The organism is Micromonospora sp. WMMD987, from assembly GCF_029581435.1.
GTDB lineage: Bacteria > Actinomycetota > Actinomycetes > Mycobacteriales > Micromonosporaceae > Micromonospora > Micromonospora rifamycinica.
The window spans coordinates 3,189,218-3,205,603 of sequence record NZ_CP120861.1 but is presented as its reverse complement, the minus strand read 5'-3'; the positions used below and the strand labels follow the sequence as shown (position 1 = coordinate 3,205,603).

The 16,386-nt window shown below is 72.5% G+C and carries 12 protein-coding genes; 2 read left to right on the top strand and 10 right to left on the bottom strand.

Annotation, left to right across the window (positions count from 1 at the left end; translation table 11 throughout):
* Nucleotides 1-57: 57 nt before the first annotated feature.
* Entirely contained in the window at nt 58-975 is a 918-nt protein-coding gene (locus O7612_RS13400; protein WP_282273562.1) for a dihydrodipicolinate synthase family protein, read from the bottom strand.
* Nucleotides 976-1,197: 222 nt separating this feature from the next.
* On the opposite strand from O7612_RS13400, the gene O7612_RS13395 reads away from it, so the two are divergent.
* Together O7612_RS13395 and O7612_RS13390 are read left to right on the top strand one after the other, a co-directional pair.
* Nucleotides 1,198-2,430, top strand: a complete 1,233-nt coding sequence (locus O7612_RS13395; RefSeq protein WP_282273561.1) for a PucR family transcriptional regulator — start codon at nt 1,198-1,200, stop codon at nt 2,428-2,430.
* 379 nt (nt 2,431-2,809) lie between these two features.
* Nucleotides 2,810-5,248 (top strand): M14 family metallopeptidase, encoded by a 2,439-nt coding sequence (locus O7612_RS13390; protein ID WP_282273560.1) that lies wholly within the window; start codon nt 2,810-2,812, stop codon nt 5,246-5,248.
* A 60-nt stretch (nt 5,249-5,308) separates the two neighbouring features.
* On the opposite strand, the gene O7612_RS13385 is transcribed toward O7612_RS13390, so the two are convergent.
* The 9 genes from O7612_RS13385 to O7612_RS13345 form a co-directional block, all read right to left on the bottom strand.
* Nucleotides 5,309-5,980 (bottom strand): TcmI family type II polyketide cyclase, encoded by a 672-nt coding sequence (locus O7612_RS13385; RefSeq protein WP_282273559.1) that lies wholly within the window; start codon nt 5,978-5,980, stop codon nt 5,309-5,311.
* Between the two features lie 16 nt (nt 5,981-5,996).
* Entirely contained in the window at nt 5,997-7,286 is a 1,290-nt protein-coding gene (locus tag O7612_RS13380) for a cytochrome P450 (RefSeq protein WP_282273558.1), read from the bottom strand.
* Nucleotides 7,283-7,603, bottom strand: a complete 321-nt coding sequence (locus O7612_RS13375) for an antibiotic biosynthesis monooxygenase family protein (protein ID WP_282273557.1) — start codon at nt 7,601-7,603, stop codon at nt 7,283-7,285. The genes O7612_RS13380 and O7612_RS13375 overlap by 4 nt, the downstream gene beginning before the upstream one ends.
* Nucleotides 7,600-9,879, bottom strand: coding sequence for an FAD-dependent monooxygenase (locus tag O7612_RS13370; protein WP_282273556.1), 2,280 nt, complete (start codon nt 9,877-9,879; stop codon nt 7,600-7,602). The genes O7612_RS13375 and O7612_RS13370 overlap by 4 nt, the downstream gene beginning before the upstream one ends.
* A 315-nt stretch (nt 9,880-10,194) precedes the next feature.
* Nucleotides 10,195-11,217 (bottom strand): LacI family DNA-binding transcriptional regulator, encoded by a 1,023-nt coding sequence (locus O7612_RS13365; RefSeq protein WP_282273555.1) that lies wholly within the window; start codon nt 11,215-11,217, stop codon nt 10,195-10,197.
* A 6-nt stretch (nt 11,218-11,223) separates the two neighbouring features.
* Nucleotides 11,224-12,729 carry an L-arabinose isomerase gene (gene araA, locus O7612_RS13360; RefSeq protein ID WP_282273554.1) on the bottom strand — a complete coding sequence of 502 codons (1,506 nt, stop codon included), beginning with the start codon at nt 12,727-12,729 and terminating at the stop codon, nt 11,224-11,226.
* 31 nt (nt 12,730-12,760) lie between these two features.
* Nucleotides 12,761-13,753 (bottom strand): galactofuranose ABC transporter, permease protein YjfF, encoded by a 993-nt coding sequence (yjfF, locus tag O7612_RS13355; RefSeq protein WP_282273553.1) that lies wholly within the window; start codon nt 13,751-13,753, stop codon nt 12,761-12,763.
* Nucleotides 13,750-14,820 (bottom strand): ABC transporter permease, encoded by a 1,071-nt coding sequence (locus O7612_RS13350; RefSeq protein WP_282273552.1) that lies wholly within the window; start codon nt 14,818-14,820, stop codon nt 13,750-13,752. Before O7612_RS13350 ends, yjfF begins: the two co-directional genes overlap by 4 nt.
* Nucleotides 14,817-16,364: a sugar ABC transporter ATP-binding protein gene (locus O7612_RS13345; protein ID WP_282273551.1), complete on the bottom strand. Its 1,548-nt coding sequence runs from the start codon at nt 16,362-16,364 to the stop codon at nt 14,817-14,819. The genes O7612_RS13350 and O7612_RS13345 overlap by 4 nt, the downstream gene beginning before the upstream one ends.
* Nucleotides 16,365-16,386 lie beyond the last annotated feature (22 nt).

Genomic DNA, 16,386 nt, shown 5'->3' with positions numbered 1-16,386 from the left:
GCGTGGACGGCAGTCGGTGGCGACCCGGCCGCCCGGCACGGACGGCGGTCGGCTCGCTCACCGCGGACGGCAGTCGGCGACCGGGTCGACGGTGGCCGCCAACGCCCGGCCCAGGTCCCGGCGCAGCCGGGCGGCGGCCGGCGTGGCCAGTGGTCCCCGTGGCGGCCGGCACCGGCCACCGAACCGCCCGGCGCACTCCATCGCCAGCTTGATGGCCTGGACGGACTCCGGTCGGGAGTCCCAGCCGAGGGCCGGGTGCAGCTCGGCGTAGAGCGGCAGCGCCCGGGCCAGGTCACCGGCGACGCAGAGGTCGTAGAGCCGGAGCGCCTGGTGGGGCAGCGCGTTGGACAGGCCGGCGACCCAGCCACGGGCGCCGCAGAGCACCAGTTCGAGCAGCACGTCGTCCGCCCCGGCGAGCACGTCCAGGTGCGGGCAGAGGTCCCGGATCCGGTGCAGCCGCCGGACGTCGCCGGAGAACTCCTCGACCGCCACGATCCCGTCCGTCTCGGCGACCCGGGCGAGCAGTTCCGGGGTCAGGTCCACCCGGGTGTCGTGCGGGTCGTTGTGGGCGACCACGGGCAGGCCCACGGCGGTCACCTCCCGGTAGTGGGCGACCACCTCGGCGTCGCCGGCCGGGTAGCCGTCGGGGGGTGGGGCGAGCACCGCGTCGGCACCGGCGGCGGCGGCCTGCTCCGCCCAGCGGCGGGACTGCCGGCTGCCGTAGCCGCCGACCCCGGGCAGCACCGCGCAGCCCGGCGGCGCGGCCTGCACCGTCGCCCGCACCACGTCGGCCCGCTCGTCGTCGGACAGCGCCCGGTACTCCCCCACCGGAGCGCACGGGATCACCCCGTGGCAACCCGCGTCGGCCAGCCAGCGCACGTGCTCCTGGAGCCGGTCGAGATCGACCCCGAGATCGTCCCGGAACGGGGTGGGGATGGCGACCAGCACCCCCCGCCAGGGCCTACCAGCTGTCACTCGGGCCTTCCCTCCTGCACGCCGGCGGCCCGCTGCCCACCGCACCGGAACCTTACGATCGTCGATCACCGTGGCTCTTCGGACAATTGCCGGAACAGTCGCCACCGGGGCCGTCCTTTTGTCGGTAGATCCCGGAGGGACCTTGCGCACAGGCCCACCGGCCGCACAGGGTAGGCACTGGCTGCCGGGCACCCCGATCGCGCAGCCAGCCAGGGGAGATCCATGCATGGTGAGCTTCAGCGCATCGTCGACGCCGTCGCCGCCCGGGTGGGGCGACCCGCTCTCATCGAGGACCGCCGGCAACGGGTGGTCGTCTACAGCGAACACGACGGTCCGATGGACGAGGTACGTCGGATGTCGATCCTGCGGCGGCAGACCACCCCGGAGGTGATCGCCTGGTTCCGCCGGATGGGCGTGCTCACCGCACGCGAGCCGGTGCGTACCCCGGCCGACGTCGACCTCGACCTGCTCCCCCGGGTCTGCGTGCCGATCTGGCACGACGACCTGCTGCTCGGCTTCGTCTGGTTCATCGACGACGACGGGTCGATGACCGACGCCGACATCGCCACCGCCACGGGCGCCTTCACCGACCTGTCGCTGGCGCTCTACCGGGAGAACCTGCTCGGCGAGCTGGCCTCCCAACGGGAGGCGGAGGCCACCCGGACCCTGCTGGTGGAGAGCCCGCAGGCCCGCGCGCACGCCGTCCGGGCGCTGCTGGAGGAGGGCACCGTCGCCGGTGACGGCACCACCACCGCCGTGGTGGCGCAGCTCACCCCGGCCGCCGGGCGGCACCCCGACGAGGTGGCCCGGATCGCCCTGGAGCAGGCGCTGGTGGCCACCCGCCGGTGGCTCGGCGTCCGCGAGTCGCTGCACATGGTCTGGCCCGACCACGGGGTGCTGCTGATCTGCGGCGGCCGGATCGCCGGCCGCCCCACCCCGCAGAGCGTCGCCGAGCACCTGGACGAGGCGCTGCGCAACGCGACCCGGGGCCTGCCCTCGGTGGAGCGGACGGTGACCGGCATCGGTCAGTCCCGCCCGGGGCTGGCCGACGCGGTGCAGTCGTACCGGGAGGCGGTGCAGGCGGCCCGGGTCGGTCTCCAGTTGCCGGCGCTGGGCCGGGTGGTCTCCTGGGCCGGGCTGGGCATCTACCGGGTGCTGTCCCAACTGGACGACCGGCACCTCGACGTCGCCGGGGTGCACCCGGGGTTGGAGCGGCTGCTGCGCGACGACGCCCACCAGGTGCTGTTGGAGACCCTGGAGGCCTACCTCGACCTGGCCGGGAACGCCCACGCCACCGCCGAGAAGCTGCGCCTGCACCGGACCACGCTCTACTACCGGTTGCAACGGGTCGAGCAGCTCGCCGACACCGACCTCAAGGACGGCAACGAGCGGTTGTGCCTGCACCTGGCGATGAAGCTGGGCCGGCTCACCGGCCACTACCGCGCCCCGTCCTGACCGCGCCGGACGCCCGCCGACCGTCGGGAGAGGACACCGACGCTGCCACGCTGTGACAGCCCGTGTCCGGCCGGACAGATCATTGACAGACCCGAGCGGGTCCGGCCAGGATGGGCGCACCGATCGGCAAGGCCCCCACGACCGACCGTAACCAGGTACGTCCCCCGCCCGTCACGCAGACCGGATCGGCGCCGGTCGGCCGGCTGCGCGCGAACGCCGAGACCCCCGGGTCTCCGTCCTGCCGCAGGTGGCCGTCGCGATCGGCCGCCCACCGTCGCCCGACTGCCGGCGTCCGACCCTCCCGTTTCGCATCCCGCCCGACGGCGGGCGCTCCCGCGTGCCGTCGAACCGTCCCGTTCCTGAGGAAAGGTGGCCCGAGATGTCCCGTTCCGCGCTCCCCCGCCGGTGGCGGCGGTTACCCGCCGCGACGGCCGCCGGCGTGGCGTTGCTGCTGCTCGCCGGCCCGGCGACCGCCGGCACCGCCGCCCCGGCCGACCGGGAGGCCGACGCCCCGGCGGTGCTCGAACGCTCCGCCGACGAGCAGGCCGACGTGGTGGAGGTGACGGTCGACGGCACCGCCCAGCTCGACGCGCTGGTCGCCACCGGTGTCGACCTCGACCACCACGTCACGCCCACCGAGGCGGGCATCGTGGTGCACGCCGTGGTCACCCCCACCGAGGTCGCCGCCCTGAAGCGGATGGGCTACCGGGTCGGTGCCGTGCTGCACGACGCCGACGACTCCGCGCGTCGGATCAGCGAGCGGGAGGCCACCATCGCCGCCCACCGGGCCGAGAACCGGGCGTACACGGCGACCCTGGAGCGCAGCGCCGCCACCTCCGACGTGAAGATCATCCGGGCCGACTACTACACCTCCGGCACCAACCAGGTGCTCTCGGTCGAGGCCAAGTGGGCCCAGGGGCAGACCTCCACCAGCACGCTGACCGTGGCCCGGGACAGCGGCCCCGGCACCGAGATCGGCTCCGGCGGCACCCAGAGCATCACCCGGTTCGTCGACGCCGGGGTCTACCTCTACCACCGGGGCGCCGCCGCCGTCACCGCCCGGCCGCAGCGCATCCAGATCACCAGCCCCACCGGTGACGTGGCGGTCGCCGAGGTGAAGGAGTGGCTGCCGATCCCGGCCGACAGCCCGGAGGGCACCGGCTACCAGAAGGACTTCGTCACCAGCTACCTCACCCCGACCGAGCTGTACGACCGGATCAAGCGGCTGGCGGACGCCTACCCGCAGCTCGCCGAGGTGGTGAAGCTGCCGTACCAGACCAACGGGTACCGGCGTAAGGCACAGGTGGTGCTCGGCGGGACCGCAGCCACCCGGGTCGCGGTCGACTCGCTCGCCTGGGGGCACGAGGGCGGCAACGACATCACCGTCGAGCTGGCCGACCCGGGTGCGGCCGACCGGCCGCTCGCGGTCACGGTGACCGGCAAGGCCGTCCGGGTCAGCCTGGCCACCGACGCCGCCGGGGCGGTGACCAGCACCGCCGCCCAGGTCGCCGCAGCACTGACCGCCGAGGCGGGGACGCTGCTCAGGGCGTACACCTACCGGGGTGACGCCGGGGCCGGGGTGGTCGCGCCGGTCGCGTCGACGCCGCTGACGGACAACCTGAAGGCCCCGGCCGGGGTCTCCCGCGACCCGCACCCGGTGTACGCCATCCGGATCGGCAAGTACCGCGACGGCTCCCGCACCGGGGTGCTGGCCTACGCTCAAGAGCACGCCCGGGAGTGGGTACCCCCGCTGGTGACCATCGAGACCGCCGAGCGGCTGCTGCGCAACCACGCCACCGACGAGAACACCAAGCAGCTGCTGCGCACCCTGGACATCTGGATCGTGCCGTCGATCAACCCGGACGGCGGGCACTACTCGTTCTACGACTACGCCTCCCAGCGGCGCAACATGACCAACCACTGTGCCCCGGGCGGCGCCACCGACGCGCTGGCCCGCAACTCGTGGGGGGTGGACAACAACCGCAACTACACCGAGTACAGCCTCTTCGACGGCTACTCGGGGGCGTCGCCGAGCTGCACCAGCGACACGTACGCCGGGCCGGGTGAGCTGTCCGAGCCGGAGAACCGCAACGTCGACTGGCTGGCCCAGCGGCCGAACATAAAGTTCTCGATGAACCTGCACTCCTCCGGCAACTACTTCATGTGGTCGCCGGGCGCGTACGCCACCCCGGGGCGGATCTCCGCGCCCCGGCCGACGCTGGCCGAGGAGTCGTTCTTCTGGGGTGCGTCCTCGCGGATCCTCACCGCGATCAAGCGGCACCGCAACATGGCCGTCACCCCGGCCCGGACCGGCCCGATCTCCGACGTGCTGTACTCGGCGGCCGGCAACTCCGGGGACATGCTCTGGTACCGGTACGGCATCTACGCCTGGAACTTCGAGGTCGGCACCAGCTTCCAGCCCACCTGGGAGGAGGCGCACCAGGAGACCATGGAGTTCAGCAACGGCCTGGTCGAGCTGTTGCGGGTGGCCCGGGACTACGACAAGGACCGCAAGCGCCCGACCAGCACCCTGGCGGTCGCCCCGAGCCCGACCGAGGGCACGGTCAGCGTCCGGTTCGACGTCAGCGAGCCGGCGGCGGTGTTCTACACCCTCGACGGCAGCAAGCCGACGTTCGGGTCCACCCTGTACGCCTCGGCGGGCATCCGGGAGGGGGCCGAGACGCTGACCGTGCCGGTCGGCACCAGAGTCCAGTGGTTCTCGGTGGACGCCGCCGGCAACATCGAGCGCAACTACCGGCCGGACGACGACGGCAGCAGGACGTTCAACCGGGGCTGGGCGACCCTGCCCACCGGCTGAGGTCCGGGGTACGCATGCCAGCGGGGGTCCGCGCCGCCGGACCCCCGCTGGCCGACCGGTTCAGTCCTCGGCCCGCCACCGGTAGAACTCGGTGGCCACCGCGTCCACCGGACTGCCCCAGGTGTCCGGATCGTACGGGCTGATGTACGGGCTGAGATCGTCCATGATCTTGGCGAAGGCGGGCTGGTCGTGGCGCTCGGCGACGGCGCCGTCGAACTCCTCGCCGACCCGCTCCAGCACGTGCAGGTAGACGTCGTCGATCGAGTAGAGCCACCGCCCGGTGACCCCCATCATGGCGGGCAGCGGTCCGGCGTCGGACTCGGTGAAGATCTGCGCGACGGTGGGTTCCGCCCCGGGCTTGATCCGGGCGACGATGACCGTCCGGCTCGGCTCACCCGTGCCGGCCGGCGGCTCGGCGGGTGTCCACCGGTAGAACTCCTTCGCCACCGAGTCCGACGGGTTCCGCCAGTCTTTCGGGTAGGGCGTCACGTACGGGGCGATCTGTTCGGCGATCTGCTGGAAGGCGGGCAGGCCCCGGGTCTGCCCGGTCACCTTCGGGTCGGCGTCGCGTTCGATCAGGTGGATGTAGAGGCCGTGGAAGGAGAGCAGGGTCCGCCCGACCACGCCCAGGTCCTGCGGCCGGGTGGTCCGGTCGTAGTACCCGAACACGTCGGCGACGGTCTGCTCACTGCCCGGCACCATGCGACAGACGATCACGTTGCGGAAGGTCATCGAAGCTCCTCGGAGATCAGGCGGTAGGGGTCGGCTCGGTGGGGCGGGGGCGACGGGCCGGCGGGTAGGACACCGGCGGGGCCGAGGCGACGAACCGGACCGGCAGCTCCAGCAGGCCACGGAACGGTGACGCCGCCGGCAGCCGGCGCAGCTCGGCGGCCGGCACCGCGAGGCGCAGCCCGGGGAGCCGGCGCAGCAGCACCGCCAGCCCGATCTGGGCCTCCATCCGGGCCAGCGAGACCCCGAGGCAGTAGTGCACGCCGTGGCCGAAGCCCAGGTGCGGCCCCCGGACCCGGCGCAGGTCCAACCGGTCCGGGTCGACGAAGTGCGCCGGGTCGTGGTTGGCCGCGTTGAGCGCCACCCCCACGATCGACCCCGCCGGGATGCGCACCCCCCGGTACTCGACGTCCTCGGTGGCGACCCGGGGGCTGGCCACCGGCAGGGGACCGTCGAAGCGCAGCAGTTCCTCGATCGCCGAGGGCAGCAGCTCGGGGGTGTCCCGCAGCAGGTCGAGCTGGTCGGGATGGGTCAGCAGGGCCACCGTCGCGTTGCCCAGGAAGTCGGCGGTGGTCTGGTGCCCGGCGAACAGCAGCAGGAAGGTGGTGGCGACCAGTTCCGCCTCGGACAGCCCGCCGTCCTGGTCACCGGCGTCGATCAGGGCGCTGACCAGGTCGTCGGCCGGGGTGATCCGCTTCGCGGCCACCAGGTCCGCCAGGTAGTGGTGCAGCCGCACCTGCGCCTCGCCGACCGCCGCCCGTTCCTCGGCCGGTGGTCGCCGCGACGACCCGGAGGTACGGATCACCTGGGTCCAGTCCAGCACCCGGTCCTGGTCGGCCCGGGGCACCCCGAGCAGTTCGCAGATCACCACCATCGGCAGCGGGATCGCGAAGTCGTGCATCAGCTCGGCCCGCCCCTGCCCGACGAACCCGTCGACCAGGTCGTCGACGATCTGCCGTACCCGGGGCCGCAGCTCCTCGATCCGGCGCGGCGCGAACGCCTGCGACACCATCCGGCGCAGCCGGGTGTGCTCCGGCGGGTCGGCGTTGAGCATGTTCCGGTTCAACGCCTCCGAGTTCGGGCCGAAGATCTGCAGGTAGTGCTGACCGGGGCCGTAGAGGTCCTTGGAGAGCCGGGGGTCGGTCAGCGCCGCCCGCGCGTCGTCGAACCGGGTGAGCAGGTACGAGTCGAAGCGGGGCGAGCTGACCGGGCAGACCGGCGCGTCGGCGCGGAGCCGGGCGAGGCAGGGGTAGGGGTCGGTGGCGAACTGGTCGGTGTAGAGCTGCGACGCGGGCAGCGGCTCGGTCATCTCGCCTCCTCGGGCACCCGGGACATGCTGTGCAGCACCTGGTAGGTGTGCCGTTCGGCGGACTCGCGCAGCTCCCGCACCACCCGCAGCAGCCGGTCGCGGTGTTCGCTGCGCCCGAAGGCGTCCAACCGTTCCCGGTCCGCCCAGTCACTGATGATCAGATAGCTGCGCGGGTCGTCGGCGTCGCGGACCAGATCCTGCCGCAGGCACCCGTCTAGCAGCCGGATCTGCTCCGCCGCCGAGAGCCACTCCGCCTCGAACCGTTCCGCGCAGCCCTCCCGGGTACGCATGGCGAGCACCGTGCGCACCGCCGTCATCGCGCGCCGCCGAAGACCAGGTTCAGGTTCTTGCGCAGCGCGTCGGCGTCGACCGGCTGGCTGCGGAAGCCGACGTGGCCGTCCGGGCGGATCAGGTACAGCGCGGTGCCGGCCACCCCGTAGCGGACCCGGAACTCGCCCCCCGCGTCGCGGACCACCGGTGGCGCGGGCAGCCCCGGTTCCCCGGCGTCCGGGCTGAGCAGCAGATAGACGTCGACCTCGCCCCGGGTCACGGCGCGGACGTCGGCACAGAGCCCCGGCACGGCGGCCACCACCGCCGGCTCGGCCGAGGCGTCCGCGTAGACCAGCAGGGTGTGCCGGGTGCCCCCGGTCAGGTCGCGCAGCCGCAGCGGGTGCCCGACCCCCCGCCGGGCCAGGCCGCCCAGGTCGGGTGCGCGGTCACCGGGGCGCGGGCCGTCGCGCAGCGCGTCGGGATCGGTCACGCACTCGCCGACCAACGGGCTGTCGGCGTAGTTGAGCAGCAGGGACATCTCCTGGAGGAACTGCCGTTCCAGGTCGGCGCGGTCCAGCTCGTCGGTGAACGCCAGCCGTACCGCCCGGCCGACGATCTCCTCCCCCTCCGGGCGGCGTTCGGCCTCGTAGCTGTCCAGCAGCCCGGGGGCGGCGAGCCCCCGGACCGCCAGCGCCACCTTCCAGGCCAGGTTCCAGGCGTCCTGGATGCCGGTGTTCATCCCCTGCCCGCCGGCGGGCGGGTGCAGGTGCGCGGCGTCACCGGCCACGAAGACCCGGCCGTGGCCGTACCGGTCGACGATGCCGTGGCTGATCCGGAACACCGACGACCAGCGCAGGTTCGCCGCCCGGGTGCCCGGTGGGGCGAGCCGGTCCAGGGCGGTCTGCACGTCGTCGAGGGTCGGTTCGGCCAACTCCTCGCTGAACCCGGGTGGGGCGTCCCGGCCGCCGGTCTGGGCGAAGAACCGCGGCGGGGCGAGGGTCGCGATCCGGTACCGACCCTGCCCGCGCAGGGGTACGCAGACCAGCATGCCGTCCATCCGGCCGTCGGTCTCGTGCAGGAAGCGCAGCAGGTGCCCGTCCGGCATGTCCCAGTCCACGTCGACGTCGGCGAGCATGAACAACTGCGGGAAGCGGCCCAGTCCCCCCGAGAACGTCAGTCCGAGCAGCTCCCGGACCCGGCTGTGCGCCCCGTCCGCGCCGATCAGGTACTGCGCCCGGATCGTCTGCGTACTGCCGTCCGCGCAGCCGAGGGTGGCCAGCACGCCGTCCACGCCCTGGGTGAACCCGGTCAGCTCCGCGCCGCGTTGCGGCCGGACGCCGAGGGTGGCCAGCCGCTCGGTGAGCAGGCGTTCGGTCTCGTACTGGGGCAGGCCGAGGTGCGCGTACGGCAGTCCCGGCAGCTCCCAGCTCATCCGGTGGGTCTGCGTGCCGTTGACGAACACCACGTTGCCGGTGAGCCAGATCCCGGCGTCCATCGCCTCCCGCACGATGCCCTGCTCCGCCCAGATCTCCATGGTGCGGCAGTGCACCCCGATCGCCTTGTCCGCCTGGCCGGGCGGCACGGCCAGCTTCTCCACCACCCGGCAGTCGATGCCCCGCCGGGCCAGCTCGACGGCGGCGGTCAGCCCGGTCGGCCCCGCCCCGACGATGAGTACGTCCGTTGTCGTGTGCACGTCGGTCTCCCTACCGGTACTGGCCGCCCGGTCGGTGCCGGGATGAGCCGTGAGGTGGAACAGTCGGCGGCGGAAGTCGAGCAGGAACGGCGCGATCGGCCCGGCCTCCTCCCGCGCGTGGGCCGGGTTGGCGACCCAGCGGTGGAACTCCGTCGCGGTACGCCACTCGGCGAAGATGTGGTGGACGTCGGTCCCGGGCTCCCGGAGCAGGTCCTCGCGCAGGTAGCCGGGCACCCCGGCCATCCGGGCGGTCACCTCGGCGTGGCCCCGCCGGAACTCGGCGAGCCGGGTGGCCGGCACGGTGACCTCCACGTCCACCAGGAGCGTCGGGTGCCCGCCCGGCTCGTCGCGCATCACCCGCAGGTCGTCGGCGGTGGGTGGCAGGCACCGGGCACCCAGGGCGTCGGCGAGGCGGGCGGCCACCGGGCCGTTCTCGTAGTCGAGCAGGGCGTCGTCGTCGGCCCACTCGGTGGCGACGACGAAGGTACGCGGGTCGTTCGCGTCCAGGAACAGGTCCCGCCGCAGGTTGCCGGGGAGCGCGCCGATCTGCTCCGCGGCCGTCCGCCAGACCGACCGGACCTCCTGTTCCGCGCCGGGACGCGCACGGATCCGGAGCATCGTCCTGATCATGGGGTCTCCCTTGACGGCCTGCCCGTGACGGGGGTCCGACCGCCGGCACCCGGCGCGTCGTCGTTCGACCCTGTCGCAGTGCGCGTCACCGCGCCGTCACCGGCGGGCTTCGCCGGAGCACCCCGCGTTGACGCCGCCACGACGGCCCGTCCGGCCAGGCGGCACAGGGCGGCGGAAGCCGCCGCCTGGGCGGCTCAGGGGCGGAAACCGCCGCCTGGACGGCTCAGGGGCGGCGGATACCGTGGCCTGGAGGGCTCAGGGGCGACGACTGCCGCTGCCTGGACGGCTCAGCGGCTGCGGCTGCCCGGACGCGGCTCAGGGGCGGCGGTTACCGCTGCTCGCGCGGACGACGAGGACGGGCTCGACCTGCGGCCGGGGCGTGCTCGCGCCGGTGCCGTCGAGGAGTTCCAGCAGCGCGGCCACGCACCGGCGGCCGACCTCGTCGAAATCCTGCCGCACCGTGGTCAGCGGCGGGGAGAGGTACTCGGCCTCGGGGATGTCGTCGAACCCGACCACGCTGACGTCCTCGGGAATCCGGGCGCCCCGCTGGTGCAGGGCGCGCAGCAGGCCGAGTGCCTGGTGGTCGTTGGCACAGAACACCGCGGTCACGTCCGGGCGGGCGGCGAGCGCCTGGCCCAGCTCGTAGCCGGCTCGGGGACTCCAGTCGCCCACGATGACCGGTGGAACCCGGCGACCCGCCTGCTCCAGGGTCTGCCGCCACCCGTCGACCCGGTCCCGGGCCTCCAGCCAGTCCCGGGGGCCGGCGATGTGCCACACCGTCTCGTGCCCCAGGTCGAGCAGGTGCCGGACCGCCAGCCGGGCACCGGCCACCTGGTCGACGGAGATGCTGGGCAGTTCACCGCGCTCCCCGCTGGCCTCCACCACCACCGCCGGTACGCCGGTGGGCAGGCCGTGCACGGCGACCGACGCCGTCATCATCGGGGTGATGGCGACGACGCCGGCCACCGACTGCTCGGTCAACGCGTCGATGGCGGACCGCATGCCGCTGCGGTCCAACTGTTCCAGCGTGACGATGCTGATGCCGTACCCGGCGGCGCGGGCGGCCCGTTCGATGCCCAGCAGGGTGGCCGCCGGACCGAACAGGATGGTGTCGAAGCTGACCACACCGATGACCCGGGAGCGCCGGCCGGCCAACCCCCGGGCCAGGGCGTTGGGCCGGTAGTTGAGCTGGTGCACGGCACGCAGCACCCGCTCCCGGGTTTCCGGCCGGACGCTCGGATGGTTGTTGAGCACCCGGGACACGGTCTGGTGCGACACCCCGGCGAGTTGCGCGACGTCGCTCATCACCGCGGCGCGGTCGCGCCGCTGCTGGCCCATGGCAGCTCAGAAACCCCGGGCCAGGCGGTAGTAGGCCTGGTTCCAACGGAGTTCGTCGGCCAACCGCCGGGGGGTCGTGTCGGCGTCGATGACGACCAGTTCGGTGCTGACCATCTCGGCGAGGTCGTGCAGCTCCTCGACCCCGACGGCCTGGGACAGCACCGTGTGGTGCGGGGCACCGGCGGTGAGCCAGGCCTCCGCCGAGGCGGCCAGGTCGGGCCGGGGCCGCCACACCGCCCGCGCCACCGGCAGCTTCGGCAGCGGGTACGGCGGGGCCACCACGTCGATCTCGTTGGCGACCAGCCGGAACCGCTCCCCCATGTCGGCCAGGCCGAGCACCACCGCCGGGCCGGGCTGGGCGTCGAAGACCATCCGGACCGGGTCCTCCCGCCCGCCGATGCCCAGCGGGTGGATCTCGACGTTGGGGGTGGCGGCCGCGATGGTCGGGCAGACCTCCAGCATGTGCGCCCCGAGCACCAGTTCCCGGCCGGGGGTGAGGTCGTAGGTGTAGTCCTCCATGAAGGAGGTGCCGCCGGTGGTGCCGACGGACATCGACTTGAGCGTGCGGACCAGCACCGAGGTCTTCCAGTCGCCCTCGCCGCCGAAGCCGTACCCGTCGGCCATCAGCCGCTGCACCGCGAGACCGGGCAGCTGCCGCAGCCCGCCCAGGTCCTCGAAGTTGGTGGTGAAGGCGCGGAAGCCCCCGGCGTCGAGGAAGTCGCGCAGACCCGCCTCGATCCGGGCGGCGTAGCGCAGCGAGTCGTGCCGGTCGCCCCCGGAGCGCAGCGCGGCGACCAGGCGGTAGCTGTCGTCGTACTCCTTGACCAGCTCGTCGATGCGGGCGTCGGCGACGGCGTCGACGGCCTCGACCAGGTCGTTGACGCCGTAGGTGTTCACCGAGACACCGAACCGCAGCTCGGCCTCCACCTTGTCACCCTCGGTCACCGCGACGTCGCGCATGTTGTCGCCGAACCGGGCCAGCCGCAGCGACCGCATCTCCGCGTGGCCGATCGCGGCCCGGGTCCAGGCGCCGATCCGGGCGGCGACCCGGGGGTCGCTCACGTGGCCGGCGACGGTCTTGCGGGCGACGCCGAGCCGGGTCTGGACGTACCCGAACTCCCGGTCGCCGTGGGCGGCCTGGTTGAGGTTCATGAAGTCCATGTCGATCTCGGACCAGGGCAGTTCCACGTTGGCCTGGGTGTGCAGGTGCAGCAGCGGGGTCCGCAGCGCGTCCAGTCCGGAGATCCACATCTTGGCCGGGGAGAACGTGTGCATCCAGGCGATCACCCCGACCGCGCCCTGCACGGCGGCGTCGCGGCAGACGGCCAGGATCTCGGCGCTGGAGGTGAGTACCGGCTTCCAGACCACCCGGGCCGGGACGGCCGGGTCGGCGTCGAGCCGTTCGGCGATCCGCCGGGACTGTTCGGCCACCTGGCGCAGGGTCTCCGGGCCGTACAGGCCCTGACTGCCGGTGAGGAACCAGACCTCGGCGACCGGTGATGGGTTGGTCATGGGCGTTGCCTTCCGGTGGGACTGGCGAGGGTCACTTGGTGCGGATGCCGACGAGGCGTTGGAGCAGGATGAACACGAACAGCAGGCCACCGATGACGATCTTGGTCCACCACGAGTTGAGGGTGCCGTCGAAGGTGATCAACGTCTGGATGATGCTGAGCACCAGCACCCCGAGCAGGGTGCCGAAGACGTAACCGGAACCGCCGGTGAGCAGGGTGCCGCCGATGACGACCGCCGCGATCACGTCCAACTCCATGCCCACCGCGATCAGCGGGGCACCGGACAGGGTGTAGAAGGAGAGCAGGATCCCACCGATCGCCGAGCAGAGCCCGCTGATGGTGTAGACCGCGATCTTCGTACGCCCCACCGGCAGACCCATCAGCAGCGCGGACTGCTGGTTGCCGCCGATGGCGTACACGTTGCGGCCCAGCCGGGTGTACGCCAGCACGGCGGCCGCCACGGCCACCACCGCGACGGCGATCAACGCGCCGACCGAGACGAAGTTCTCGCCCAGGTGGATGCGGTGCTGGGCGGCGCTGGTCCAGAACCCGTCGGTGATCGGGATCGAGGTGGTGCTGATCCAGGTGCACACGCCCCGGGCGAAGAACATCCCGGCCAGCGTGACGATGAAGGGTTGGATGTCGAAGAAATGGATCACGCAGCCCATCGCGAACCCGAGGGCCGGACCGAGCAACAGCGCGATCACCAGCACCAGGGCGGGGTGCAGGCCGTCGCCCAGCAACGAGGCGGACACCATCGCGGTCATCGCCACCACCGACCCGACCGACAGGTCGATGCCGCCGGTGAGGATCACGAAGGTCATCCCGACCGCGACGACCAGCAGGAAGCCGTTGTCGATGAAGACGTTGAAGACGACCTGGATGTTGGAGAAGGCGCGGTACTGGGAGACGCCGATGGAGTACATCACCAGCAGCAGCGCCGCGGTGGCGAGCACCGGCACGTGCCGGGGTGGCACCCGCCACCAGGCACGGCCCCCACGGGCGGCCAACGGGGTCGTGGTCATGCCGGAACCTGCTCCTTCTCTGTGCCGACCGGCTCCACCGGAGTCACCGGGGCGCTGCGCCGACGGCGGAACCGAGCCCGGAAGGCCGGGGCCTGGATGAGGCAGACCACGATCACCACGACCGCCTTGAACAGCAGTGAGGTCTGCGGGTCGATGTTCATGGCGTACACCGAGGTGGTCAGGGTCTGGATGAGCAACGCGCCGACCACGGTGCCGCCGAGGTAGAACCGGCCGCCGGCCAGCGCGGTGCCGCCGATCACCACGGCCAGGATGGCGTCCAGCTCGACCCAGAGGCCGACCGCGTTGCCGTCGGCGCTGGAGACGTTGGCCGTCATCATGAACCCGGCGATGGCCGCGCAGGCGGCGCTCACCACGTACACCAGGAAGGTGATCCGCCGGGAGCGGATGCCGGCCAGCCGGCTGGCCTCGGCGTTCCCGCCGACCGACTCGATGATCATGCCGAGCGCGGTACGCCGGGTCAGCACCGCCACCAGGACGGTCACCGCGAGCGCGATGACGATGGCGAACGGCAGGGTCAGCAGGTGGCCCACCCCGATCACCTTGTACGGCCCGCTGTTGATGGTGATGATCTGCCCCTCGGCGATCAGCTGGGCCAGCCCGCGACCGGCCACCATCAGGATCAGCGTGGCGATGATCGGTTGGATGCCGATCCCGGCGACGAGGATGCCGTTCCACGCGCCGAGCACCAGGGCGACCCCGAAGCCGAGTGCCACCGCGGTGAGCACCACGCCCAGGCTGTTCTGGTCGGGCTGCTCGCTGATGTAGAGGCAGGCCACCGCACCGGCGACCGCCGCCACCGCGCCCACCGACAGGTCGATGCCGCCGGTGGCGATCACCAGGGACATCCCCAGGGCGACCAGGATCAGCGGGGCGCTGAGCCGGACGATGTCGACCAGGCTGCCGTACAGGTGGCCGTTCTTCAGCTCGACCGACAGGAAGCTCGGCCGGTAGACGGCGTTCGCCACCAGCAGCAGCACCAGCACCACGAGCGGCCAGAACAGCCGGTGGCTGGTGACGCCCGCGACGCGGGCCCGTACGGTGCTCATGCCGGCACCGACCCTTCCTGGGAACTGCCGCTGGCGATGACCTGCATGACGCGGGCGGCATCGAGGGTGTCGTCGTTGGTGAGTTCGGTGACCAGGTGCCGGTCGCGCATCACGGCGACCTTGTGGCTGAGCCGGAGCACCTCCTCCAGCTCGGCGGAGATGAACAGCACCGCCATCCCGCCGTCGGAGAGCTGCGCCACCAGGCGCTGGATCTCGGTCTTGGCGCCGATGTCGATGCCCCGGGTCGGTTCGTCGAGGATCAGCAGCCGCGGTTCGGTGATCAGCCACCGGGCCAGCAGCACCTTCTGCTGGTTGCCGCCGGACAGGTTGCGCACCGGCATCTCCGGATCGGCCGGCCGGATGCTCAACGCCTTGATCCAGTGCTGGACCAGTTCGTCCTGCCGGCGGCGGGGCACCGGCCGCAGCCAGCCCCGGGCCGCCTGCATGGCCAGGATGATGTTCTCCCGCACCGACAGCTCGCCGACCAGACCCTCGGTGCGGCGGTTCTCGGAGCAGAACGCGATGTCCCGGTCGATGGCGGCCACCGGGTTGCGGATCGTCACCGGGCTGCCGTCCACGGCGAGCCGACCGGCGTCGGCGCGGTCCGCGCCGAAGAACAACCGGGCCACCTCGGTACGCCCCGAGCCGAGCAGCCCGGCCAGGCCGACCACCTCACCCTTATGGATGGTGAGGCTGAACGGCGCGACGGAACCGGACCGGCCGAGGCCGTCGGCCGCCACCAGCGGGGTGCCCGACTCGATGGCCGCCCGGTCCTCGCCGCTGGTGGCCTCGTCGAGGCGCTCCAGCGCGTCCAGTTCCTTGCCGATCATCTTCTCCACCAGCGCGATCTGCGGCAGCTCGCTGGTCAGGTACTCGCCGACGAGCCGGCCGTTGCGCAGCACGGTGATCCGGTCGGCGATCGCGTACACCTGGTCGAGGAAGTGGGTGACGAAGATGATCGCGATACCGTCGTCGCGCAGCTGCCGCATGATCCGCATCAGCTGGGCCACCTCGTCGGCGTCCAGGCTGGAGGTGGGCTCGTCGAGGATCAGCACCCGGGCGCGGATGTCGACGGCGCGGGCGATGGCCACCATCTGCTGGACGGCCAGCGAGTAGTTGCCGAGCAGCTCGGTGACGTCGATGTGCAGGTCGATGCGGGCCAGCAGTTCCTGGGCCCGCCGACGCATCTCGCGCCAGTTGACCGCGCCGAGCCGGCGCGGCTCCCGGCCGATGTAGATGTTCTCCGCCACCGACAGGTTGGGCAGGAGGTTGACCTCCTGGTAGACGGTGCTCACCCCGGCGGCGGTGGCCTGCATCGGACCGGGGAAGGACACCTCGTCGCCGTCGAGGGTGATGGTGCCGGAATCGGTGCCGTAGACGCCGGTCAGCACTTTGATGAGGGTGGACTTCCCGGCGCCGTTCTCGCCCATCAGGGCGTGCACCTCACCGGGGAAGAGCCGGAGGTCGACGCCGTCGAGGGCGCGGACCCCGGGGAAGATCTTGCTGATCGCGGTCATCGTCAGGACCGGATGCCTCTCCGACATCCCACCGAACCTTTCCTCGGAA